The organism is Methanomassiliicoccaceae archaeon DOK, assembly GCA_009911715.1.
Taxonomy (GTDB): domain Archaea; phylum Thermoplasmatota; class Thermoplasmata; order Methanomassiliicoccales; family Methanomethylophilaceae; genus Methanoprimaticola.
This window is the reverse complement of record CP047880.1, coordinates 1,426,951-1,450,345: the sequence shown is the minus strand read 5'-3', so window position 1 is coordinate 1,450,345 and position 23,395 is coordinate 1,426,951. Positions and strand designations below refer to the sequence as shown.

The 23,395-nt window shown below is 61.2% G+C and carries 27 protein-coding genes and 1 tRNA gene; 18 read left to right on the top strand and 10 right to left on the bottom strand.

Features of this window, described 5'->3' with window-relative positions; genetic code table 11:
• Positions 1 to 5: 5 nt before the first annotated feature.
• Positions 6 to 1,967 (bottom strand): hypothetical protein, encoded by a 1,962-nt coding sequence (locus JS82_07265; protein ID QHK17916.1) that lies wholly within the window; start codon positions 1,965 to 1,967, stop codon positions 6 to 8.
• A gap of 81 nt (positions 1,968 to 2,048) precedes the next feature.
• A complete protein-coding gene (locus JS82_07260; protein ID QHK17915.1) occupies positions 2,049 to 2,273 on the bottom strand; it encodes a hypothetical protein in 225 nt (74 codons plus the stop codon).
• A 212-nt stretch (positions 2,274 to 2,485) separates the two neighbouring features.
• On the opposite strand from JS82_07260, the gene JS82_07255 reads away from it, so the two are divergent.
• From JS82_07255 to JS82_07240, 4 genes are all read left to right on the top strand, one after another.
• Positions 2,486 to 3,484 (top strand): Na+-dependent transporter, encoded by a 999-nt coding sequence (locus tag JS82_07255; GenBank protein QHK17914.1) that lies wholly within the window; start codon positions 2,486 to 2,488, stop codon positions 3,482 to 3,484.
• 30 nt (positions 3,485 to 3,514) lie between these two features.
• Positions 3,515 to 4,000, top strand: a complete 486-nt coding sequence (locus JS82_07250) for a GNAT family N-acetyltransferase (GenBank protein QHK17913.1) — start codon at positions 3,515 to 3,517, stop codon at positions 3,998 to 4,000.
• Between the two features lie 4 nt (positions 4,001 to 4,004).
• On the top strand, positions 4,005 to 4,631 hold the full coding sequence (locus tag JS82_07245; GenBank protein QHK17912.1) for a formate/nitrite transporter family protein: 627 nt from the start codon (positions 4,005 to 4,007) through the stop codon (positions 4,629 to 4,631).
• A gap of 103 nt (positions 4,632 to 4,734) precedes the next feature.
• The gene (locus tag JS82_07240; protein QHK17911.1) at positions 4,735 to 5,238 is read left to right on the top strand and encodes a hypothetical protein; all 504 of its coding nucleotides are present in this window, start codon (positions 4,735 to 4,737) and stop codon (positions 5,236 to 5,238) included.
• 168 nt (positions 5,239 to 5,406) lie between these two features.
• Here JS82_07240 and JS82_07235 read toward each other — a convergent pair.
• Positions 5,407 to 5,484, bottom strand: a tRNA-Ile gene (locus JS82_07235).
• A gap of 100 nt (positions 5,485 to 5,584) precedes the next feature.
• Here JS82_07235 and JS82_07230 point away from each other — a divergent pair.
• Complete coding sequence (locus JS82_07230; protein ID QHK17910.1) at positions 5,585 to 6,109, top strand: hypothetical protein; 525 nt, start codon at positions 5,585 to 5,587, stop codon at positions 6,107 to 6,109.
• Between the two features lies 1 nt (position 6,110).
• Positions 6,111 to 6,572 carry an exosome protein gene (locus JS82_07225; protein ID QHK17909.1) on the top strand — a complete coding sequence of 154 codons (462 nt, stop codon included), beginning with the start codon at positions 6,111 to 6,113 and terminating at the stop codon, positions 6,570 to 6,572.
• Here JS82_07225 and JS82_07220 read toward each other — a convergent pair.
• Positions 6,542 to 7,825, bottom strand: coding sequence for a DUF21 domain-containing protein (locus JS82_07220; GenBank protein QHK17908.1), 1,284 nt, complete (start codon positions 7,823 to 7,825; stop codon positions 6,542 to 6,544). The two genes, JS82_07225 and JS82_07220, sit on opposite strands and share 31 nt — an antisense overlap.
• Before the next feature lie 192 nt (positions 7,826 to 8,017).
• Here JS82_07220 and JS82_07215 point away from each other — a divergent pair, with 192 nt between their 5' ends.
• The 3 genes from JS82_07215 (at position 8,018) to JS82_07205 (ending at position 9,494) form a co-directional block, all read left to right on the top strand.
• Positions 8,018 to 8,239 (top strand): hypothetical protein, encoded by a 222-nt coding sequence (locus tag JS82_07215; protein ID QHK17907.1) that lies wholly within the window; start codon positions 8,018 to 8,020, stop codon positions 8,237 to 8,239.
• A gap of 23 nt (positions 8,240 to 8,262) precedes the next feature.
• Entirely contained in the window at positions 8,263 to 9,168 is a 906-nt protein-coding gene (locus tag JS82_07210) for a hypothetical protein (protein QHK17906.1), read from the top strand.
• 137 nt (positions 9,169 to 9,305) lie between these two features.
• Entirely contained in the window at positions 9,306 to 9,494 is a 189-nt protein-coding gene (locus JS82_07205) for a hypothetical protein (GenBank protein QHK17905.1), read from the top strand.
• A gap of 69 nt (positions 9,495 to 9,563) precedes the next feature.
• Here the strand turns inward: JS82_07205 and JS82_07200 are convergent, their stop codons facing one another.
• The 3 genes from JS82_07200 to JS82_07190 form a co-directional block, all read right to left on the bottom strand.
• On the bottom strand, positions 9,564 to 9,791 hold the full coding sequence (locus JS82_07200; GenBank protein ID QHK17904.1) for a hypothetical protein: 228 nt from the start codon (positions 9,789 to 9,791) through the stop codon (positions 9,564 to 9,566).
• Complete coding sequence (locus JS82_07195; protein ID QHK17903.1) at positions 9,791 to 10,189, bottom strand: hypothetical protein; 399 nt, start codon at positions 10,187 to 10,189, stop codon at positions 9,791 to 9,793. Before JS82_07195 ends, JS82_07200 begins: the two co-directional genes overlap by 1 nt.
• Positions 10,190 to 10,327: 138 nt before the next feature.
• Positions 10,328 to 10,708, bottom strand: coding sequence for a PAS domain-containing protein (locus tag JS82_07190; protein QHK17902.1), 381 nt, complete (start codon positions 10,706 to 10,708; stop codon positions 10,328 to 10,330).
• Positions 10,709 to 10,941: 233 nt separating this feature from the next.
• On the opposite strand from JS82_07190, the gene JS82_07185 reads away from it, so the two are divergent.
• A complete protein-coding gene (locus JS82_07185; GenBank protein ID QHK17901.1) occupies positions 10,942 to 11,877 on the top strand; it encodes an FAD-dependent oxidoreductase in 936 nt (311 codons plus the stop codon).
• Between the two features lie 67 nt (positions 11,878 to 11,944).
• On the opposite strand, the gene JS82_07180 is transcribed toward JS82_07185, so the two are convergent.
• A complete protein-coding gene (locus JS82_07180) occupies positions 11,945 to 12,109 on the bottom strand; it encodes a 4Fe-4S dicluster domain-containing protein (GenBank protein ID QHK17900.1) in 165 nt (54 codons plus the stop codon).
• An 83-nt stretch (positions 12,110 to 12,192) separates the two neighbouring features.
• Here JS82_07180 and JS82_07175 point away from each other — a divergent pair, with 83 nt between their 5' ends.
• From JS82_07175 to JS82_07155, 5 genes are all read left to right on the top strand, one after another.
• Positions 12,193 to 13,248 carry an amidohydrolase family protein gene (locus JS82_07175; GenBank protein ID QHK17899.1) on the top strand — a complete coding sequence of 352 codons (1,056 nt, stop codon included), beginning with the start codon at positions 12,193 to 12,195 and terminating at the stop codon, positions 13,246 to 13,248.
• 2 nt (positions 13,249 to 13,250) lie between these two features.
• Positions 13,251 to 13,694, top strand: coding sequence for a universal stress protein (locus JS82_07170; GenBank protein QHK17898.1), 444 nt, complete (start codon positions 13,251 to 13,253; stop codon positions 13,692 to 13,694).
• Positions 13,695 to 13,728: 34 nt separating this feature from the next.
• Positions 13,729 to 14,559 (top strand): CBS domain-containing protein, encoded by an 831-nt coding sequence (locus tag JS82_07165; protein QHK18429.1) that lies wholly within the window; start codon positions 13,729 to 13,731, stop codon positions 14,557 to 14,559.
• A gap of 19 nt (positions 14,560 to 14,578) precedes the next feature.
• The gene (gene glyS, locus JS82_07160; GenBank protein ID QHK18428.1) at positions 14,579 to 16,264 is read left to right on the top strand and encodes a glycine--tRNA ligase; all 1,686 of its coding nucleotides are present in this window, start codon (positions 14,579 to 14,581) and stop codon (positions 16,262 to 16,264) included.
• A gap of 170 nt (positions 16,265 to 16,434) precedes the next feature.
• Positions 16,435 to 17,610 (top strand): CBS domain-containing protein, encoded by a 1,176-nt coding sequence (locus JS82_07155; protein ID QHK17897.1) that lies wholly within the window; start codon positions 16,435 to 16,437, stop codon positions 17,608 to 17,610.
• A gap of 129 nt (positions 17,611 to 17,739) precedes the next feature.
• Here JS82_07155 and JS82_07150 read toward each other — a convergent pair whose 3' ends face one another.
• Positions 17,740 to 18,897, bottom strand: coding sequence for a zinc-ribbon domain-containing protein (locus JS82_07150; protein ID QHK17896.1), 1,158 nt, complete (start codon positions 18,895 to 18,897; stop codon positions 17,740 to 17,742).
• A 116-nt stretch (positions 18,898 to 19,013) separates the two neighbouring features.
• Here JS82_07150 and JS82_07145 point away from each other — a divergent pair, with 116 nt between their 5' ends.
• The 3 genes from JS82_07145 to argF all read left to right on the top strand — a co-directional run bounded on the left by JS82_07145 (position 19,014) and on the right by argF (position 22,100).
• Positions 19,014 to 19,946: a hypothetical protein gene (locus JS82_07145; GenBank protein QHK17895.1), complete on the top strand. Its 933-nt coding sequence runs from the start codon at positions 19,014 to 19,016 to the stop codon at positions 19,944 to 19,946.
• 47 nt (positions 19,947 to 19,993) lie between these two features.
• A complete protein-coding gene (locus JS82_07140) occupies positions 19,994 to 21,094 on the top strand; it encodes a GTP-binding protein (GenBank protein ID QHK17894.1) in 1,101 nt (366 codons plus the stop codon).
• A gap of 85 nt (positions 21,095 to 21,179) precedes the next feature.
• Positions 21,180 to 22,100 (top strand): ornithine carbamoyltransferase, encoded by a 921-nt coding sequence (gene argF / locus JS82_07135; GenBank protein QHK17893.1) that lies wholly within the window; start codon positions 21,180 to 21,182, stop codon positions 22,098 to 22,100.
• A gap of 159 nt (positions 22,101 to 22,259) precedes the next feature.
• Here the strand turns inward: argF and JS82_07130 are convergent, their stop codons facing one another.
• Positions 22,260 to 23,294, bottom strand: coding sequence for an MtaA/CmuA family methyltransferase (locus JS82_07130; protein QHK17892.1), 1,035 nt, complete (start codon positions 23,292 to 23,294; stop codon positions 22,260 to 22,262).
• Between the last annotated feature and the right edge of the window lie 101 nt (positions 23,295 to 23,395).

Below are 23,395 nucleotides of genomic sequence, written 5' to 3'. Positions count from 1 at the left end.
ATCTCTCATCCGATCTCGACGGGATGCGCCGCGAGTATGCGGCGGACGTCGTCGGCGTATTCGTCGAACACGTTCCCGTCCTCGATTATCTGGTCGCCCACGGTGTCCATGGCGACCGCGTTTATGCCGTCCTCGAAGCGGACGGCGGTCGTTCCCGCGTCCCTCGCGAACTCCTCGCCGCGGCCGTCCAGGGATGCCGCCAGGTATCCCCTCTGGCCCTCGTCGAGGCTGTTCCCCAGGTCGTCCCAGGGTGTGGTCTCTGTGGCCTCCGCGGGTGCCGGGGGCACCTCGGACGCGTGCTCGGGCTCGGGGGGCTCCTCGTCCTCCGTGCCCATCATGTCCCTCACCGCCGCCAGGTCCGTCTCGGCGTCGGTTACCAGCGCCCTGTCCAGCACTATGGAGGCGGCCTCCCTCCTGATCCTCTCGACCCTCCTGGCGCGCTCCTGCCTCTCGGTCCACGCCATGAGCTCGGACTCCATTATGAGGAGGCACCTCTCCCTGATCAGGCCGGTCGGGCGCCTCGGGGCCCTCAGGCCCTGCGGCACGTTGACCGCCCTGATGGCAGCCTTGAGGGCCGCGGTGAGGATCCTCCCGCCGCCGTTGGTCGGCCTGATGTCGCAGATCGTCATGCTGCAGCTGCCCCAGTCGGATGACAGTCCGGGGAACAGCTTCCTGTACACCGTCTTGGTCCTCCCGGTCATGCATTCGGCCAGGCTCTTGCCGGTCCTGTCGTAGATGTTGGAAGACAGCGCCTTGAGGGCGATGTTGAACGCGGCGTCGTAGTCCGACGGGTTCTTCATGTACGACGTCACGGAGGGGTCGGCGTAGGGCAGGGCCATCTCCACGGGGATGCGCCCGATGGGGACGATGTCCAGCTTCACCCAGAGCAGGAGGAGCTGGTCCCTCTCGGAGCCGTCCCACGGCGGGTCCTGGCCCGTGGCTATGGCGTAGTCCTGGGCGGTCCTCGTGATGAGCCCCTTGATGGAGTCGGATGACCCGCCGTAGGCCCTGAGGACGCCGTTGAGCACCGAGAGCCGGCGGTTGGGGTCGCTCTCGGAGTCCACGGCCTCGCACAGGAACAGCCAGAGGTACCCGCGGTCGGTGTCCCTGTAGACCCCGTTGAGCGCGTCCGCCCTCCATGAGAGGTAGTACTCGAGCTGCTCGTGGGTCATCTCGTCGTAGCTGGCGCACCAGTGGTCGGACGGGACGTACGGGACGTCCCTGCGCCCGGACTGGCCCCTGTGGATCCTTATGGAAGCCCTCAGCGAGTCCTTGCGGGGGTGGGACATCTTCGCCCTCATGTCCTCGAACACGATCGGGTTCAGCGGGTAGTCCCCGTCCTCCTGGACCGCGGGCCCCCACTCGGCGGGGTCCCTGCGGACGAGGCTCTCCCCGTCGCCGGAGGACTCGTCCTCCATGGCGAGCCTGACCCTCTCGGCCTGGGCGTCGGTCAGCAGCAGGGCCTCCCTCCAGGGGATGTCGTCGTGGTCCCAGTGGACCGCCGAGTACACGGTGGCGGCCAGGCCGCGGAGGATGTCACCCCAGCGCCCGGGCCCGTCGCGCCTCAGCACCTTCGCCGAGGCGTACTCCGGGTCCCCGTAGTAGGCGAACCCGTCGAAGAGCAGGACCTTCCTGTCCGTGAAGCACTCCCCTCCGAACAGGTGGGGGTCCTCCGTCCTCTCCATGGCGACGATGTACCCGAGGCACTTGGAGAAGGTCTCGGAGAACGCGTCGCGGTCCTCCACGTTCTTCAGGCAGTCCATCCCGCAGGCCCTGGAGATGACCCCGAAGGGGATCCTCGGCACAGGGTCGCTCAGCAGCGCCTCGGCCAGGGACGCGTCCCTGAGGTACCCTCCGGTCCACAGGACCTGCTCGGGCCATCTGCGCCTCATCAGGAGGCAGATGTCCTTGGCGGCGCTGGCCGTGAGCACGGACAGCGTGTACGAGTCGGAGAAGCGGCCGTTCATCCACAGGACCTCCGAGAGGGCGTCCTCCCACTCGGTTAGCGGGTCGTTGATCAGCTCGCAGATCCTCAGCCATACGAAGGGCTAGTGCGGGGCCGCCTCGCCGTGCTCCGAGACCTCTGCCCTCCAGGTCAGGTAGCTCTGCAGGATCTCGCCGTCCATGGTCGCGTGGAACAGCGGCCCCTCGGGGGGCACGGCGTGGGATGGGTGCTCGGGCGGGACCCCGTGGTAACGTATCACGTCCCCCGGGAAAGAATCCGGAGGGTCGAACCCGCAGGAGCCCGACCTTCTCTTTATCCTCGCCTCCATTCTCCCTCGCCTCTTACTTATTTTAAAGAGGGCGACTGAGTATTTCATACAGCGCAGAGTTGGATGGGTGACCCTAAGGAATTTTATAGCCGATACCGCCTATTTCCAGCTTTCAGGCGCGTTGACACCCCGTTATGGACATTCGCCGCCGATGTCGGTCGACGCTCCCGCGGGGGCGACTGTTATGAACACGTAACGGTTCCGGGGTGGGGATGACACCGAAGGACCTGTTGAAGAGCAGCGCTTTCATGATGTCCATGGCGCTTATCATCGCCCTGCTCACGAACGTGGTGGGCGTGTTCCCGTCGCAGACGCTGACCACGGACGTCAGGTCGAACCTGACCGTGCTTCTCCTTGCCGTGATGATGACACTGTCCCTGTCCAGGTACACGTTCTCCAACCTGAGCCCGGTGGCCCATTGGAGATCCGTCCTCAGGGCCGTCTTCATGGGTCTGGTGCTGTCGTCGCTGATCCCGCTCGCAGGGTACTTCCTCCTCAGGGACACCGAGTTCGGGAGGGAGGCCGCCGGCCTCGTGTTCATCGCAGCTACGCCCTTCGCGGCATCCGTCGCCCCGCTTTCCTACATCCTCAGGGGAGACATGGAGCACGCCGCCAGGGGAACGATATACGTCTACGTGGCGTCCCTCGTCTGGGTGCCGTTCGTCGTATGGCTGGCACTGGGGGAGGAGGTCGACATCACGCAGGTGGTCCTCGCCGTCGTGGAGATCATCGGCATCCCGCTGGTCGTGTCGAGGCTCCTGACCAGGTTCCAGCTCAGCAGGGACTTCATGGCGATCTTCATGAACTGCTGCATTTTCGTGCTCGTCTGGCTCTCCGTCGGGTCCACCAACTTCTCCTCGTCCACGCCGGCGATCCTCGCCGCGTTCGCCGTCATAGCGGCCCTGAGGTCCTTCGGCCTCGGCAGCGCGATAGAGGTCACGGAGAAGAGGGCCGGCCTGCCGTGGGGCCAGAGGGTGGCGGACATCCTGATGGCGTCGTACAAGAACAAGGGCATAGCCATAGCCCTGTGCGCCGCCACGCTGGGTCCCCTCGCGGCCTACGCCATGGTTGCCATAGCCACGTCCATAGTCGTGGAGATATGCTGGGTCATCTTCATGGACTCCGTCCTCTTCAACCGCAGGAGGATGGAGAGGGAGCTGGCCAGGGAGGCGGCGTCCGCCATGGACCGCCCCGGGGACGGACCAGCATGACTTAAGAACGGATGACCCGATGCACACGTCATGGATGTCGCGGTAAGGGCTTATGGACCGGGCGATTTGCCCGAGATGGCTGCGATATGGAACGCCGTTGTCGAGGGCGGTATGGCCTTCCCACAGGAGGAGCCGCTGACGCCCGAGGAGGCGGAGGGTTTCTTCGGGTCGCAGTCGCACTGCGGTGTCGCGGTGCTCGACGGCAGGGTCGTGGGGCTGTACATCCTCCACCCCAACAACGTGGGGAGGTGCGGGCACATCTGCAACGCATCCTACTGCGTCGCCAGGGGGATGGGCAACAAGGGCATAGGCTCGATGCTGGTGCGGGACTCCCTGTCCGTGGCGAAGTCGCTCGGATTCAGGGTCATGCAGTTCAACGCCGTGGTGCAGGAGAACGCCTCCGCCATTCACCTGTACGAGAAGGAGGGCTTCAGGCGCCTGGGTATGATCCCGGGCGGGTTCAGGGCCTCCGACGGCGAGTACCACACGATCATCCTGTTCTACCACGAGCTGTGATCGGATGGATGCTAAGAAGTACGGTAGGAGCTTCGTCAGGGCTATCCTGGCGGGGATGATGATCTCCATCGGGTGCTGCGTCTTCCTGGGATGCTACAACGATGTGAAGTGGGTCGGGGCGGTTCTCTTCGCCATCGGCCTCATGACGGTCGTCGCGTTCAAGCTGGACCTGTACACGGGGAAGGTCGGGTACATAGTCGAGAACCCGCCCTCGTTCCTCTGGTACATGCCAGTCATAATCGTCGGGAACTTCGTCGGGTGCCTGATCACCGGGCTGATGATGCCCTACGACGTGGCGACGACGCTGGTCGACAACAAGCTGGCTCTGGAATGGTACTCGGTGCTGTTCCGCGGGGTCTTCTGCGGTGTCCTGATGTTCATCGCGGTGGACTTCTTCAAGCAGAGGAACAGCTTCCTCGCGCTGCTGTTCTGCGTGCCCGTGTTCATCCTGGCCGGGTTCGAGCACTCCATCGCGGACATGTTCTACTTCTGCTCCGCCGGCGTCTTCACCCTGGACGCGCTGGTGTTCATACTCCTGGTGATCGTCGGCAACGGAATCGGAGGCATGATCATCCCGTTCTGCAGGAAGTACATGTACGACCCGGAGCCGGAGGCGCCGAAGGCACAGTGATTCCCAAGCGGGGTCGTCCCCGCACCCTTCCAAACCCCTCCATCCCATATCGTCGGTGTGTCCCCGCGCACACCTTATCTAGGGCGCCGTCGTTCCCTCCATCATGTCTGATGAGGACTACGCCGGATACACTCCGATCATGGACGAGGACGAGGTCGCCGACTTCGCCCAGGCTAACGGTTTCAAGCTGACCGAGGTAACGGACTTCCTGGCTCCCGACGAGGCCTTCGCCATCCTCGGGGACAACACGCCCGAGTACATGGCCGAGTTCATGAAGACCCACGGGATCGACTCCCTGTTCTACGAGTACGACTATCTGGACGAGACCGACGCCTACGTCTACCCCATGGACGACGACGTCACCGAGGGGATGGAGCCCGACGTGGCCGACGCGGTCAACCAGGCGTTCGATGACTGGAACGACGAGGTGGACGAGACCGACTTCTCCGCCCCCGCGCTGCTGTACTTCTACGCCATCTACCAGGGCAGGGTCTTCGGCATCGAGATGTGGAACCCGGACTTCGAGAAGTACCTCGAGGACGACCCCATGCTGACCTGCCTCTGCCAGTGCCTCGGAGGGCTGAAGCTCCCCGAGACGGATGACTGATCCAAAACCGTTCAGGGGGCTCCGCCCCCGCTTACATTCTCATGCTCTGCGCGACGCCGCGGGACAATTCACGATGCGATATCGATTGGATGCAAAAGATGCTCTCGGAACGGGAGACGGTGTCGAACAACAGGGACTGTGACGAAGAGAATCGATGAAAGAAGAGAGTGGTGGTCCCAATGCGATTTGAACGCATGACCTTCCGGTTATCAGCCGAACGCTCAAGCCAAACTAAGCTATGGGACCAGCAAACCCCATGATAGACAGGTGGAATATAAATCTTTGCATATGTCGGAAACCAGTCCAGCATCTCGTTTTATCTATCCACAGGATGTTCGTCGGAGGCATGGAACCTCTCTACAGGGAGTCCCGCCCGATACTGCCGAGGAACCTCGCGTATCTCGCGGCGGCCGTCCTCATCGCAACCCTCGCCTTCATGGTGTTCTCACAGTACGTCCTGGACACCCAGATGCCATCCTGGACGATCCCGGCGTCGGCCATCATATTCGTGATAATAATCGTGGTCCTTCTCGTCCTGAGGCTGGACCTCGAGGTCTACGAGGACAGGGTGGAGATCACCTACGTGTTCAGAAAGACCGTGGTGAGGGGAGAAGAGGTCATAGACGTCCGCCAGGGCGACCTGACCGAGATCAGGAACTACGGCAACTGGAACCTGAAGGGTGTCAAGCACAGGTCCTTCTCCCGCGTGGGGGACGACGAGGGTGTCGCCATGAAGCTCATGGGGAAGAGGGTGGTGGTCGTGTCCACGTCCGAACCCGAGAGGGTCTTCGGGCTCATCCCCAGGGCGCCGGACGAGGAGCCCGCGGAGGATGCCCAGGGATCCGGCGACGTTCAGCAGGAGGCCGAGTGACATGCCGGCCACAACGTTCCATTGGATCAGGGTGCAGACGTTCTGCTACGCCACCGAGAGGAAGGAGCTCCTGGAGGAGGTTATGGAGGAGCTGCTCGGCGACGCCGAGTACTCCGAGGAGCCGACCGAGAGCGAGCACGGCAACACCATGACTATCCTCGAGGCCAGGCTCACCAAGCAGAGGCAGTTCAGGGACCTGTTCGAGAGGCTAGGGCCGGAGATCAGGGAGTGGATCGTCGCGGACATCGGGAACCGCGTCGACGAGGACTGCGTGTTCTACATGAGGCTCGACAAGCAGAAGGCCGTCCTGGGCTCGTACGAGGTGGCCCATCACGGCGATGTCATAGCGATAACCGGCAAGGTGCAGTCGCACCCCGCCAGGAAGGAGGTTGCCGAGAGGATCCTCACGGAGTTCCTCTCGGGTCTGGAAGGTCATTCGTCGGGTTCCGGGGACTCCTCCTGAGGGAGGACCTCGAACTCGCACTCGGTGGCCCTGCGTCCCTTCACGGCGGTCACCTTAATCCTGACGTTCCCCACGTCGACCGTGTCGCCCCTGAGGGGTGAGCGGTCGAGCCTGTAGAACACGTAGCCGGTCACGGAGTAGTCGTCGTACTCTCCGGGGTCGAACTCGACGCCCAGCTTCTCCATGGTGTCGAAGATGTTCGCGTCCCCCTTCACCTTGTATCTGTTCTCCCCGATCGGGGTCACGTCAAGCTGGATGACGTCGCTCTCGTCCCATATGTCGCCGACGAGCTCCTCCAGGATGTCCTCCAGGGTGACGATGCCCATCGTGCCCCCGTAGGAGTCAAGCACCACGGCCATGTGGACCTTGGACTTCTGGAAGTCGCTGAGTATGTCGGCGATGCTCATGGTCTCGGGGACGTACTTCATGGGCTTCATGATGCTCCTGATCGTGAACGGCTCGGTGCCGAACAGGGCGGAGAAGAAGTCCTTGGAGTAGACCACTCCGATGATGTTGTCTATGCTGCCGTCGTAGACCGGGATCCTCGAGAAGCCGGTGGAGTTGAACCTGACGCGGAGCTCGTCGTTGGAGGCGCCGGCGTCGATCCCCACGATGTCGACCCTGGGGACGAAGACCTCGCCCACCTGGGTGTCGTCGAACCTGATGGCGGACTTGATGAGCCTGCTCTCGCTCTCCTCCAGGACGCCGTCCTCCTCGATGTCGTCGATCATGACCTCGAGCTCGTCCTCGGTCATCGTGGCCTCGGACGCGCCCACCCTGTTGCCGATGGCGTTGGTGAACTTCGTGAACAGCCATGAGACCGGGGAGAACAGCTTCTCGACAGCGCTGACGACCCCGCACACCTTGAGGGCGTACTTCTCGGGGTTCCTCTTCGCGAGGGTCTTGGGGGTGATCTCACCGCATATCAGCACGATGATCGTCATGACCACGGTGGACACCAGTGAGACCGAGGAGTCGTTCATCCACACAAGGATGATCGCTATGGTCGTGGTGGCCAGGGAACTCGCTCCGATGTTGACGAGGTTGTTTCCGATGAGGATCGTGGTGAGGAACTTGTCGTAGTCCTCGAGGATCCCGAGGGCCTTCTCCGCCCTCTTGTCCCCGTCCTTCGCCATCTTCTTGAGCCTCACCTGGTTGGCGCTGGTGAAGGCCGTCTCCGACATCGAGAAGAACGCGGAGCACACGAGGAGCACCGCGATGATGGCGATGTATGCGATCGTGATTGGTTCCATGGGCTCACACGCCCCTCGGTTTCAATGATTGTCGTGACAATTCCATCAATCCGTGATTGACATTCTACTCGCCAGGGATATAACCATTGCCATGAGGCCGCGGACCATCGGAAGGATCCCGCGGCGGTCGTCCCTATTAAGAAAAAATAAAGCTTTAAAATAAAGGCGTGCATTCGCCCGAACGGGAAAACGATGGTCGAAATCAAATACGAAATCGTGGAGAAGATCGCGGTCCTCTCCGAATCATCCAAAGGCTGGACAAAGGAGCTCAACCTCATCAGCTGGAACGACAGAGACCCCAAGTACGACATCAGGGAGTGGTCCCCCGACCACGTCAAGATGGGGAAGGGCATCACCCTCTCCGACGAGGAGGTCAGGTTCCTGAAGCAGGCCCTGGACTCCAGGGACATCTGAAATCATCTTCCAAGGGGCGTCCGATGTCCGTAACCAAGGTCGAGTACTTGGAGCGCTTCATAGAAGCGGTGGACAGGGTCATCGCCGGTCGCCCCGGCTCGATCTCCGAGGACCGCTGGCTTGTCAACTACTACGATGCGGAGAAGCTCCCCATCGTCAGCGGCTACCTCGACTGCGATGACGAGCGCGTGAGGGCCGAGACCGTCCTCCTGCTTTCCGACGTCCATGAGAGGGCGGTGCTCGGGAAGGTCAGGGAGATGAGGCAGAAGGACTCGGAGAGGGTCCGTCTCGCCTGCATCGGATACCTCAGCACAATCCAGAGGGACGACGAGCTCATCCCCCAGCTTTTCGACGTGATGGACCACAGCTCCGGGAACGAGTTCATGAAGGCGGCCGCCAGGATGGCGTCGGTCGCCAGGGAGGAGGACGTCCCGCACCTGCGCAGGATCTACGGGCAGGTCGGCGGCGAGATGAGGTCCGCCGTCAGGGTGGCCCTCGACCGCGTGATATCCAGGAATCCGTCCCTGCAACCCAAGCGGGACCTCATACTGTCCGTCCCCGTCTATCCGAACGAGGGCGAGTTCGAGAGGTTCCTGGACTCCAGCATCGAGTACCTGGACGTCAGGTACAGGAACAACGTCCTTCCTCTGGAGAAGGTGAAGCTGGCGACGTTCAACAACGTGGCCCGCGCCCTCGCCAAGATGCGCACCCGTCTCTACAACGAGACGGACAACCTCCAGTTCTACGGTCCGGACAAGACGGACCGCGCCAGGGAGCTCAACTCCCTGATCGCCTGGGCCAACGCCGACCTCTCGAAGAAGGAGGTCGTGGGCACCGAGAGGAGCCGCTCCCATGTCTGTCCCAGATGCGGCGAGATGATGGTCTGCTACAAGGGCATGTGGATCTGCCCCGACTGCGGGACGCTGTGACATCCCCGTCGCGTTCCAGCCGTTCCCCAATAAGTGAATTATATCCGAGCCGAGATTCACCCCCAGAGGCGTTCTGGTAAAATCCGGCCCTTCGGGACGGAGCATTATTGGGGTACCTTCCACCAAGAGGAGATAAAATGGCATACGGAGGCTACAGGGACAGGGGATACGACAGGGACAAGCCCAGGGAGTTCTTCAAGGCGGTCTGCTCGGACTGCGGAGCGGAGTGCGAGGTTCCCTTCAAGCCCACCCAGGGAAGGCCCGTCTACTGCAGGGACTGCTTCAGGAAGCACAAGCCCGAGGAGAGGGACAGAAGCAGGTTCTGACACCACAACGCGGGCTCACGCCCGCATCAAACAACATAACGATCGAAAGTTTTTGAGTTAAGGTGTTTCTCAGTCCTCCCTCGGAGGCTTCGTCCTGTCGAGCCAGTGGCTCATGTCGTAGGCCGAGAACAGGCGCGTTATGGACAGGGAGATGACGGCCACGACCATGCCCGCGATGAGCATGACGACGCCGCCCGCCTCGCTCCAGAGCATGTAGACGGCTATCCCCAGGACCATCACGACCGCGCCGACGAAGAACAGGACGCGACTGATCTGCCTGAACCTGACGATCTCCATCAGATCACTCTGTTGCCGGAGGTGCTGGATGCGCTCTCGTCCCAGACCTCCAGGGCCTCGAACTCCCACACGGCGACCGTCGCCATGTTCATGCGGTCCAGGAACCTGGACATCCTGTCGAACTCTGGACCGGATGTCTCCCTGGACACGGCCCTCGCCTTGATCGAGTAGGCGGAGTTGCCCTTCCACACAAGGAACTCGACCTCTGGGTTTGCCTCGAGGTTCTTGACGGTCCTGTACATGTAGGCCTCGCCCACGACGATCTTACCGCTCTCGGAGACGTCGAGGCTGCCGCACACTATCATGTGGGGTCTCCCGTCAGGGGAGGCGGTCGCCAGGACCTTGTTAGTGTCGGGATGCTTGATCATCCTGACGATAGGCTCGGTCAGCTGGACCAAGGGGCCCACCTCACTCTGAGTCGGTCTTCTTCAGGTTGGCGATGCCGAGGATGATGAAGTAGATGGCTCCGACGGCCATGACCACGAGGTAGTCAGCGATTTCGAATGTCATGCGGCGTGAATCCCCTCTTCATTTAATTAAGGTTGTGTCGGCACGACCGCGGGGCAGACGGGGCGCAGGTGCTGGACGACCAGCTCCAGCTTGCCGTTCTTGTAGTACGGAATGGCGGAGCAGTCGCACTGGATCCCGGTGCCGGGGATGACTCTGCGCTTGATGCTGTTGACGCGGCTCCCGACGTTGGAGGCGTTCACGACGCAGTCGGAGCATGATGTGGTGTTGCCGAAGAGCTCGTAGCACTTCATCCCGATGACCTCGTCGACGTTCCTGCCGAACGCCTTCTCGCCGGCCCTGTTCATCCAGATCACCGTGTGCGCGGAGTCGTGGAGGATGATGATGTCGTCTATGGCATCCAGAATCATGTTCATGATCGTCTCGGTGTATATCTCCGACTGTTCCATGTTTACCCCTGCAACGTAATCTGCTCTCATTCGCTATAAAGGAGTGCCGGGTCGGGTCCGGATTATAGACACGTTTACATCGTCCACGGCTCCGGCGTTGTGCTGATTGTCACAACGCGGCTACGATATTCGTAGAAAAAGCATCGTGATTCTGAAGAAATTGCCGAAATTGAACCAGCTATCGAATTAAGGGCATCCATATTTTTATATTAAGACATGATTTCGTGGCTCCAATGTGCTATGACGTGGTAATAGTTGGAGCAGGTTGCGCGGGCCTCACCGCCGGAATCTACGCTAGGTCGAAGATGATGAAGACCCTGATCATCGATTCCGCGCGCGTCGGAGGACAGCTCGTGAGCCTCTACCCCGAGAAGGGTATCCACAACTATCCCGGTTTCGAGACCATCCAGGCCAGGAAGCTCTCCGACAAGCTCTACGCACAGGCGGAGTCCGTCGAGTGCGAGATCAAGGAGAACGAGAGGGTCGACACCATCGTCAACGGGGACGGGGAGCTCATCGTCAACACCGACAAGGGCTCGTACCACGCCAAGTCTGTCATAGTCGCCATCGGGATGGGCAGCTTCAAGCCCAAGAAGATGGGATGCCCCGGGGAGGACGAGTTCTTCGGGAAGGGCGTCACCTACATCCTGCCCCCGAAGGAGGAGATCGTCGGGAAGAAGGTCACGATGTTCGGAGGCGGCAACAGCGCCATCGACATGGCCCTCATCGCCGACACCGTCACGGACACCACCATAGTGCACAGGAGGCCCGACTTCAGGGCCGACGAGTCCACGGTCCAGAGCCTTCAGAAGAGCAACATCAGGACTGTGATGAACGCCAACCTCGTGTCCATCAACGGGACGGACCACGTCGAGTCCGTGACCGTCTCCCAGGACGGCAAGGAGTTCGACATCCCCACAGACCTGGCGGTCATCAACATCGGCATCTCCGCCGACCTGGACGACCTCAAGAAGTGGGACCTGGACCTGACGGACGACGGTCTCGTCAAGGTGAACTTCGACATGTCCACCAGCCGCCCCGGAGTGTTCGCCTGTGGCGACGTGGTCAGCTACCCCGGTAAGTTCAAGCAGATCACGACGGCCATGGGAGAGGCCACCACGGCGGTGCTCATGGCGTACAAGTTCGTCAAGAAGCCCTACTGGGCATGAGCCCGGATGGGTGCTAAGGTGGGGGAGGGGTCGTCCCCGTTCCCCTTTTGTTTTGTTTCCGTCAGTCTCACTCGGAGATGGCTCCGGCGGGGCACTCGTCGACGCACACACCGCAGTCGACGCACTTCGAGGCGTCGATGACGCTCACGTCCTCGACGGTGATCGCATCCTGGGGGCAGGCGTCCGCGCACGCGCCGCAGGCCACGCAGAGACTGGAATCTACTGTCGGCATTTGTTCACCTGGACTTTCCACAATTCTCCAGAACTTAAGGGTTGTCACCAACTGTTAATGAATCCAAGTGGCATTACGTCCGCATGGAATGTTCTGGCAGCTACGCACTGGAGGGCATGGTCTCCGACAGGAGGGGGTTCCGCCCGGGTTATCTGATCGTCGAGGATGGCAGGGCGGTGGAGGTCGGCGGCGGGGAGTGCCCGGTCCGGCCAGACCGCAGGGGGATAGTCCTCATGGACACGGTCAACGGCCACACGCACTGCGCCGACTACGGCCTCCGCGTGCCGCCCGGGATGTCGCTGCAGGAGCTGGTCGCCCCGCCGGACGGGCTGAAGCACCGCTACCTCAGGGAGGCACCTGACACGGAGATATCATCCAACATGTCCCGCTTCGCCCGCGACTCCAGGGCCTCGGGCGCGGTCACCTTCGTCGATTTCAGGGAGGGAGGGGCCCGCGGATGCAGGATGCTGAGGGAGAGCGCGCCGGAGGCGGTCATCCTCGGCCGCCCGGTGTCCCCCGAGTTCGACCCCGAGGAGATCGACGACATACTGTCTGTGGCGGACGGGATCGGCATATCCAGCGTGTCTGACATGGACCCGGGCTACATCGAGGCGGTTGCCGACGCCATCAGGGAGCGGCGCATGGTGTTCGCCATCCACGTCAGCGAGAGGGTCCGCGAGGACATAGACTTCGTACTGTCCCTGGACCCGGCTTTCGTCGTCCACATGTGCGAGGCCACCGACTCGGACATACTGAAGTGCGCCGAGGCGGAGGTCCCGATCGTCGTATGCCCCACGTCCAACAGGTACTTCGGGAAGGTCCCGCCGATAGCCAGGGCGGAGGCACTCGGGGCGGATCTGGCGATAGGCACGGACAACGGCATGATACGCAGCCCGGACATGGTCGCCGAGGCGCTTGAGTTCGCCCGGACGGCCGAGGCCCAGGGAGGGGATCCCGAGACGGTCTGGAGCGCCCTATGGAAACTTTCGGGCAAGATATTAAATCAACACAGGAACATACTGAATCACAACGGAACGGACGTGCTGTCGGTCATCCCGACGGAGGATTTCGACGCCCTGTCGGCCCTCGGCGGGAAGCCCGAGGCTGTCGCTCTGGATGAAAATACAAAGAGGTTGTGAAAATGAGCTTTACAAACATTCTCGTGCCGACGGACGGAAGCGAGTACACAAAGGCCGCAGTGAAGAAGGCTATGGAGCTGGCCAAGCTGTCTGGCGGAAAGGTCACAGCCCTGTACGTCCTCGATCAGACCATCCTGACCAACATGCCCATGGACACAGCAGTCATGAACGTGTACAACACCCTCGAGAAGGAGGGTAAGGAGGCCGTGGACTACGTACGCGACCTCGGAACGCAGGAGGGAGTCGAGGTCGCCATCTCCGTCAAGGAGGGAGCACCCGTCAAGGTCATCCTGGACGAGTCCGCTAACTACGACATCATCGTCATGGGAACCCTCGGAAGGACAGGCATGTCCAAGCTCCTGATGGGAAGCGTCGCCGAGAGGGTCGTCAGGGCCTCCCAGTGCCCCGTCCTGGTCGTCAGGGCAGAGGACGCCAACGCCAACTGAGGCGGGGAAGCAGATGAGCGGGACAGTAGCAGACATAATGACGGCGGCCCCCATCGTGGTCGAGGTGCCCGGGAGCCGCAGCGACGCCATCAACATCATGGTAAGGAACGGGCTCACCGGACTGCCGGTCATCCGCTCCTCCGACGGCAAACTCATGGGAGTCGTGTCCAGGAGGGACGTGTTCAGGAAGTTCGACGAGGACCAGCTCTCGCTCATCATGAAGAAGGGCTGCATCACCGTGACGCCCGAGACCACGATCGAGGAGGCCGCGAGGATCTTCAGCACCAAGAGGATCCACAGGCTGCCCGTCGTGGACAACGGCAAGCTCGTGGGCATCGTCACACCCACCGACATGCTCCGTCTCGTCAAGGAGATGAAGACCGACCTGCTCGCCGAGGACGTGATCCGCACCACATGCGTCACCGCGTACGAGGACGAGCCCCTCACCTACACGATCCCGGCGATGAGGATCAGCGACGTCCCCGCGCTGCCCGTGCTCGACGCACAGGGGAAGCTAGTGGGCATCCTGACCGACAGGGACCTGTTCAGCGACCAGGTGAAGAACACCGACGACCTGAAGGCCCTGGGTATCGCCGACGTGGGCAACATGGCGGGTGCCAGGAACGTCCTCCCGCTGTTCTACACGGCGACCGACAAGTACATGTCGGACGACAGGAAGGTGAAGGACTTCATGGTGAAGGACCCCTACACCGTGTTCAAGAAGACGAACGTATCTGAGGTGGCGAAGATCATGCTGACCAACGACTTCGGACAGATTCCCGTCCACGGGAACAAGGACGAGCTCGTGGGCATGGTTTATGATGTAGACGTGCTATGCGCCCTCTCAGGTAATATCAATGAGTGATTCAAACGCCAACGACCTGATGTCCCTCTGCAAACGCAGAGGGTTCATCTGGCCTTCTTTCGAGCTCTACGGCGGCGTGGCCGGCATGTACGACTACGGCCCGCTGGGATGCTCCCTCAGGAACAACATCGTCGAGGTCTGGAGGTCCATCTACAAGGGCCGCGAGGGCTTCGTCGAGATCGACTCCGAGACCGTCAACCCCAGGGAGGTCTTCAAGGCCTCCGGGCACGTTGACGAGTTCGCGGACCTCCTCACCTACTGCACCAAGTGCCAGGCGCCCTTCAGGGCCGACCACCTGGTCAAGGACTTCTACGAGAACGCCGACGTCCTCTCCGCCAAGCAGCTGGAAGAGGCCTTCGTCGAGCACAACATCAAGTGCCCCGACTGCGGCGGCGACCTCGGTCCGGTCGAGGAGTTCAACCTCATGTTCAAGACCCACATCGGCCCCGGGTCCACGCGTGTCGGATACCTCAGGCCCGAGACCGCCCAGGGCATATTCGTGAACTTCCCCAACCTCTACAGGTACAACAGGGAGAAGATGCCCCTCGGGGTCATCCAGACCGGCAGGAGCTACAGGAACGAGATCGCCCCCCGCCAGGGTATGATCAGGATGAGGGAGTTCAACCAGATGGAGGTCGAGCTCTTCGTGGACCCCGAGGACAAGGACTGGCCCAGGTTCCACGAGATCGAGAACGAGACCCTGGACCTCATCCCCAACACCACCTGCGAGCCCGTCACGATGACAGTCAAGGAGGCCGTCGAGAAGGGCGTCATCGCCAACCGCGTGCTGGCATACTTCGTCTACACGACGAAGCAGCTCCTGACCCGCGTGGGCATCGACCCCGCCAGGCTCAGGTTCAGGGAGCACCTGCAGGACGAGATGGCCCACTACGCCGCCGACTGCTGGGACGCCGAGGTCCTCCTTTCCTACGGATGGACCGAGATCGTCGGTATCGCGGACAGGGGATGCTGGGACCTCTCCAGGCACGCCGAGTTCTCCGGCGCAGACCTTACGCACTTCAAGAGGTTCGACGAGCCCCGCGAGATGGAGGTGGAGAAGATCCGCGCCAAGCACAAGGCCCTCGGACCCACTTTCAAGGGCAAGGCGAAGGCGATCGCCGCGGCCATGGAGTCCATGGATCCCTCCGCCGTCAGGGACGGGAAGCTCACCGTGAACGTCGACGGCGAGGACATCGAGCTCACCGACGAGTACTTCGAGGTCGCCAAGGTGACCGAGAAGGTGGCTGGCGAGCGCGTCATCCCCCACGTCATCGAGCCCTCCCACGGACTGGACAGGATCTTCTACTCCGTCCTGGAGCACGCGTACTCGCACGACGAGAAGGAGGACTACACCGTCCTTAGGCTCGCCCCCGCCGTCGCCCCCATCAAGGTCGGCGTCTTCCCCCTGATGGAGAAGGACGGCCTGGACGACATGGCCAGGGACATCTACGCCAAGGTGCACTCCCACAGGGTCGAGGCCTACTACGACGGCTCCGGAACAATCGGCAAGAGGTACGCCCGCATGGACGAGGTCGGCACCCCGTGGTGCATCACCGTCGACTACGACTCCCTCCCGGGAGGCGCCGCCGAGGGTACAGTGACCATCCGCGACAGGGACACCACCGAGCAGAAGCGCATCCCCGTCGACAGGGTCGCGGAGATCGTCGACGACCTGCTGGCTGGCAAGCCCTTCGCCGAGCTTTGAGATATTTAATACCTCGCAGTCACCGTCGCTCCGGCGACGACAAACCCCAACCACAAACCCCTTCCTTTTCGGATTCCGCAGTCCGGACCTGGTTTTACGTAGAACCGGATGTTACAATTAACAACCATTATATCCGGAGCACATCGTATCATCATCCAGAGGTGAATTCTATGGCTGTAAAGGACCTAGAGGATCTGAAGAAGATTACCATGCTCAGATCGCAGATCGACGGCATCTCCATCGAGAGGGTTATGTCCGTCGACTTCCCGACTGTTTCGTCGGAAGACCGCATCTCGGATGCGCTGTCGGTCATGAGAGAGACCAAGTACCAGGACGTGCCCGTCGTCGACAACGGGGAGTTCGTGGGGATGGTCAGTTACGCTTCTATCCTCAGGAAGAAGAGCGTCACCCTGGATGCCAAGGTGAAGAACTTCATCCGTCAGCTCCCGTCCGTGTCGCCCGACATGGAGATCACCAAGATCTCGGAGCTCATGGTCTCCAACAACTGCAGGCAGCTTCCCGTGGTAAACGGCAAGAAGGTCGTCGGTGTCATCAGGAGGACGAAGCTCATCGAGATCGTCAGGGACATCAGGGCCCTGAAGGAGATCAAGGTCTGGGAGATCATGAGCAACCCCGTCGAGTCCGTGAAGGTCAACGACCTGATGGACGACGCCCTGGAGATCATGATCCGCGAGGACTACAGGACCATCCCCGTCGTCAACGAGACCAACAACGTCGTCGGTATCGTCGGAATGAGGGAGATCATCGACAACAACTGGAAGAAGGACAACAAGACGATCGGGGACCTGGAGAAGAGCGCCCGCTCCCAGATCACCGTCGAGTCGATTGCGCTGACATCCGTCAAGACCATCCCGTGGGACAGCGACATCTCCGTCGCCGTCGACATGATGATGGACAACAAGATCTCCACCCTCCCCGTGGTGGAGGGTAAGGACCTGGTCGGAGTCATCACCGAGTACGACATCATCGAGCTGCTCGCCGCCTGCAGGGAGAGGGACATGCTCTTCGTGCAGATCAGCGGACTGGAGGACAACGAGAAGGACGCCGTCGACGCCATCTACAAGGACATCGAGGCCATGGTCGCCAAGATCTCCAAGATCTACAAGCCGGAGTCCTTCAACATGCACGTCTCCAGGTACAACGACGATGGGGACAGCTGCAAGTACAGCATCAGCGCCAGGCTGTTCATCAACGGCGAGGCCGTCATGGCCAAGCAGGTCGGATGGGACCTCATCCAGACCTCCAGCGACCTCATCACCAAGCTCGAGGACGCCGTCATCAACATGAAGGACTCGAAGGTCACCTTCCGCAAGAGGAAGAAGTGATCGCATTCCACCCGCGCGGGGCCGTGCCCTGCGCGGAAATCCCTTCCGTCACTTTTAGCGATTCTTGAGAAACACGCCCCTCCTCCCGGAGGGTAAAAGTCCCCGGCGGTTCCCCGCCGGGGTTTAGGCTCACTGCTTCTTGTCCTTGAGCATCTTGCCGCACTTGGGGCACCAGTCCGCGTTGGAGGGGACGGTGCTTCCGCACTCGGGACAGACGATGCTCTCGGTGGAGATGTCCTCGGTTCCGTCGGCGTGGACGACGACGTTCTCCTGGGCCTCGTCGAACTTCGCTCCGCACTTGGGGCACTCGGTCGCGTCGGAGGGGACCTCCGCACCGCATTCGGAGCACTGGAAGAAGTCCTTCTTCTTCACCCTGAGCTCGTCGGGGACGTCGATGTACGCCCCGCACTTCCTGCAGTTGACCTCTCCGGGCAGGACCATGGCGCCGCACTGCTTGCACCTTCCGTATCCCTGGGGGTACAGCCTTCCCTCGGCCTCCATCTTGGCGCGGGTCTTCTCGGCGCTGCTCCTCATCATGGCGGAGAACACCAGGATCATGAAGAACAGGATCGCGGCGAACGCGACGGTGTAGGCGGTTCCGGTCAGGCATATCATGGTCGTGTCCGCATTGTAGTCGTACCAGAACACCAGCGATGCCGCCGTGGACTCCGACTCCGTCTGCGCGTTCTCCATGATGCCTATGCCTATCTGGTAGTACTGGCCGTCCTGCAGCCCGAGGCCGGTTATCGTCCCGTGGTACCATCCGTCCGATTCCAATGTCATGCTGGACGGTTCAAGGTACGTGTTCACGGCCTCCGAGCCCGCACGGTTGGCCATTCCGAAGGATATGCCCACCACGGGGACGTACTGCACCAGGACATCCCAGTCCTCGCCCTCGAGCTCGGGATTGACGTAGAACTCGATGGTGTCCGTGGCCTCGTCGTAGGTCACGTCCTTGATCTGGTTGCTGTCGGTGTTGATCAGATTCTCGTTGCTGGCGAGGGTGCCTGAGAAGGCGAACGTGCCCAGCAGGAGGGCTGCCACGATGAAGATCACTCCGACCACGGTCTTGACCTTGACCGACATGACCTTCAGGAGGTGGGGGATCATGTACAGCACTACGGCCACCACGAGGAATCCCATGCAGTTCGTGCCCATGTAGATCTCGAGGATGAGCGCCAGTGCAATGGCGGCGACGATCCCAAGCCACTGTTTCGGGGTGAGGGACTTGAAGTCGTCGATGAATCCCGCCATCGGTGACTTCTTGCCCTCCACTGTTTCAGTCATTGGTCATACGTAACAGGTACTGTTTATAAAGGCATTGGAGGGGACGGACATGCTTCGCGTTATGTCAGCGCATCCGGACCGAGGGGGATATAACGCTGGACGACGATGGGGAGCGCATGGCCATCCTGACCCTGATATGCCCCGGATGCGAGAAGAGGACCCTGATCGACGACGAAGACGAGAGCAGCTACTGCATGCACTGCGGACAGAGGTTCGAGGACGTGGCGGTGGAGAACGCCGTGCCCGTGGAACCCGTGGTGGAATCCGCCCTGAAGCTCTCCGGAGCCATCGGGGACGAGTCGTTCGAGCCCGCGGACTACAGCGGGGAGCCCTGGTACCCCGACGTCCAAAGGATAGAGTCGATGCTCATCGAGGGGGACGCCGAAGGGGCGGCGGACGAGCTCGCGAAGCTCCTGGACGCCAACAAGGACGCCAGCACGGAGATCGAGAAGTGCATGCACGACGTGGTCGCCGGATGGCTTGTGGACTGCATCGCCGACGGGGAGGCCTACGCTGGGGGAGTCGCCGACATCGCGAGGCTCATCGAGGAGTACGGGGAGGACTCCGGACCCAACATGCTCATCGCCTCGCTGTTCTACGCCCTCGCCCAGACGCCCGAGCTCATAAGGGTGCCGGAGGACGCCGCGATCGTCGCGGAGACGCTGTTCAACCTTCTCCTGGACTACCCGGAGGTGGAGCCCGACATCAGGGTTCAGCTGGAGCTGTGCACGGACTTTATGCACGTCAGCGGACTGCTGGTTGACCAGGCGGACTCGATGTCCGGTGACGACGACGAGATGAACGACATCAGGGACTGGATATACTCCCTGCAGGACTTCGTGAGGATCTTCGGCGACGCGATTTACGATGCATGCGACGTCGTGGGCGACGAGGCCATCGACGGGCTCGTGCAGAGATGGCTCGAGGAGGACATCTCGACCATCGGCGCCAACGTCAGGGACATCGCCGACTCGTACCTGGACGGGGAGATCGACGCAGACAAGGCCAAGGAGCAGGTCGCGGAGTACCTCCAGATGTACTCCAGCTGAACAAATGCTTAATACGCGTTGGGCATGGGAGAGTCCCGGAGCGAGTCATGGCAACCATCGAGGAGCAGATCAAGGAATTGGAGGACCAGATCTCCAAGACCAAGTACAACAAGGCTACCGAAGCTCACATCGGCAAGCTCAAGGCGAAGATCGCCAAGCTCACCCTCGAGGAGGAGAAGAGACGCTCCTCCAAGGCGCCAACCAAGGGTTTCTACGTCAAGAAGGCGGGGAACGCCACAGTCGCTCTGGTGGGATTCCCGTCCGTGGGAAAGTCCACTCTTCTCAACCAGCTCACCGGCGCCAAGTCCGAGGTGGGTGCATACCACTTCACCACCCTCGACGTCGTCCCCGGAGTCATGGAGTACAACCATGCCAAGATCCAGATCCTGGACATGCCGGGACTGATCAAGGACGCCTCCCGCGGAAAGGGAAGGGGAAGGGAGGTCATCGCCGCCGCGAGGTCCGCGGACGTCATCCTCCTGGTCGTCGACATATTCAACCCCAACATGAACGTCCTGTTCAGGGAGCTGTACAACGCGGGCATCCGTCTGAACCAGAAGAAGCCCGACGTCGTCATCACCCACTCCGACCACGGCGGGATCCTGGTGAAGCCGACTCTGAAGCTCACCAAGATCGACGTGGACACGATCAAGGACATGACATCGGCCTACGGACACGTGAACGCGACCGTCGTCGTCCGTGAGGACATCGACGTGGAGCAGATGCTGGACGTGCTGGCGGGCAACAGGGTGTACATCAAGGCCGTCATGGCCATCAACAAGGTGGACCTGGCCAAGCCCGGACAGCTGGAGGCCGTCCTGGAGATGCACAAGCAGTACCGCTGCGTCCCGATCTCGGCGGCGACCGGATACGGGGTCGACGACCTGAAGCAGGCCCTCTACGACACCATCGACATGATCCGCATCTACCTCAAGCCCCAGGGCCAGGAGGCGGACATGGACATCCCGCTGATCGTCAAGCGCGGGAACACCGTTGGCGACGTGTGCGAGCTCATCCACAGGGATTTCAGGAACAACTTCCGCTACGCGATGGTCTGGGGCAAGAGCGCCAAGTTCCCCGGCCAGACCGTGGGCATGGACCACGTCGTGGCGGACGAGGATGTCGTGTGCATCATCGTCAAGAGATGAGCCTCTGTCCAGAGATGGACAACCGTCTTTTCCGTTGTCCATTATAGCACATAATAGTGAAATACAATCCTTCGGATGCCCCAGCATGGCAAAGAGAGACCTGATCTCAGTTTCTGACATGCAGGACGAGTGGCCTCAGCTTGTGGATCTCGCCATCAAGCTCAAGGCCGAGCGCGGACACCACGGCGACCCCCTCAAGGGAAAGACGCTGGCCATGATCTTCGAGAAGCCCAGCACCCGCACGAGGATCTCCTTCGACGTCGCCATCACGGAGCTCGGGGGACACGCTCTCTACATCGACGAGTCCAAGATGCAGATGGGTGTCCACAGCGAGACTGTCGAGGATACCGCCAGGGTGATGAGCCGTTTCGTCCACGGAATCATGTACAGGGCGTTCGACTACAAGATGATGGACAAGTTCGGCGAGTGGGCGACCGTCCCGGTCATCAGCGGACTCGACAATCTGGAGCACCCCTGCCAGGCCCTCGCCGACATGGTCACGATCAAGGAGAAGCTCGGAGGCTTCCGCGGAAAGAAGCTCGTGTACCTCGGGGACGGGAACAACGTCTGCAACTCCCTGCTGTACGCCTGCGCCATCATGGGCATCGACATGGTCGCATGCTGCCCTGCAGTCCGCATGCCCAACGCCGAGATCATGTGGAAGGCGTCCAAGATCGCGGAGGCCAACGGCTCCCAGATCATCGCATCCCACGATCCCCAGGAGGCCTGCGTCGACGCGGATGTCCTCTACACCGACACATGGATCTCCATGGGAGACAAGACCTCCGAGGAGGACGCCATCAAGCTGTTCCAGGCCTACCAGATCAACGACCAGCTGCTCTCCATCGCGAAGCCCACATGCATCGTCATGCACTGCCTGCCCGCCCACAGGGGACAGGAGATCACGAACGAGGTCATCGAGGGTCCGCACAGCGTGGTCTTCGACCAGGCCGAGAACAGGCTCCACGCCCAGAAGGCCGTCCTCTACACCCTGATGAAGGACTGAAAACAACTTCCGGCGGATTCCCGCCGGTTTTTTCTCATCGCGGACCCGGTTCGCAATCTCCGATGTCTGGAATCCCTCAACAGGAGACTCTCACAGCGATACGAGATTCAAAAATGGGAATCCCCCCGAAGGGGGAAATGGTTTGTTATAGCCTCAGATTCAGTTTCCGTAGGACTTGACGGTGTCGACCATGGCCTTCATGTTCTCATCGGGAGTGGCCACAGCGATTCCGCATCCGGAGGAGATGACGTTGAATCCGGCATCGACGGACTTCTTGGTTCCCTCGATGGTCTCCTCAACGGTTCCCTGGAACAGGGGCCTGACGGATCCGACGTTTCCGACCAGGACGGTCTTTCCGCCGACCTTCTCGACAGCCTTGAAGGGGTCGACCTTCTCCTCGATGGAGATTCCGGTGACTCCGGTGGCGGCCATCTGGTCGAGGATGGGGTAGGTGTCTCCGCAGATGTGGAGGACGGTGTACTTTCCATCCTTGGGCTTCAGGGCGGTCTTGACGTGGTGTCCGGCGGCCTCGTCGAACATGTCGGGAGCGAGCATGTCGGTGGATCCGGAGGGCTCGGAGCACTGGACGACATCTGCACCGGCGTCCATCAGGGCGTGGGTGTAGGCGGTGACGATGGGGTTGACGGCGTCGACCCATTTGTCGACCTCCTCGGGGCACATCATCATTCCGAAGACCAGGTTCTCGGTGTTGACGAGGTTTCCGGTCAGGGTGAAGGGTCCGGTGTTTCCAGCGACGATGGCGTAGTTCTCTCCGTGGGACTTGGCGAGGAGCTCGATCGCCTGGATGGCGATGGCGGGCCTGCCGCCCTGGATGAACTCCTCGGGGGACATCAGGTTGGCGGGGTCGTCGTACTCGCTGGTCATGGGGTCGAATTTGAAGGGGTGGGCCTTGATCATGGGGGCGGCGTCCTTCTTCTCGACCTGGACGGTGGCGCCGAGCCTCTCGGACTCAGCGGTCAGGCAGAAAGGTGCCCTGCAGCACTCGTAGCCGAAGATGTCGGCCTGAGCGGCTCCGAGTTTGGCCATGAGCTCAGCGTTCTTGTGGGCCTCGGGCCAGGCGGCTCCGGTCTTCTCCATCTGTCCGAGGGTGGCGGACTGGGTGAAGATGGCCACGGGGGGCCTGTCCAGAGATTCCTGTTTCATTGCAGCGAGTACTCTCTCTTTAGGAGTCATTGTCATTTTGAATATCTCCTTGGTTGAAGCAATGTCTTTCTCATATTAAAACAAAGGGGACATCGGTTGCGGCTCTTTATTACGCGCGCGTTCTAAGGAAT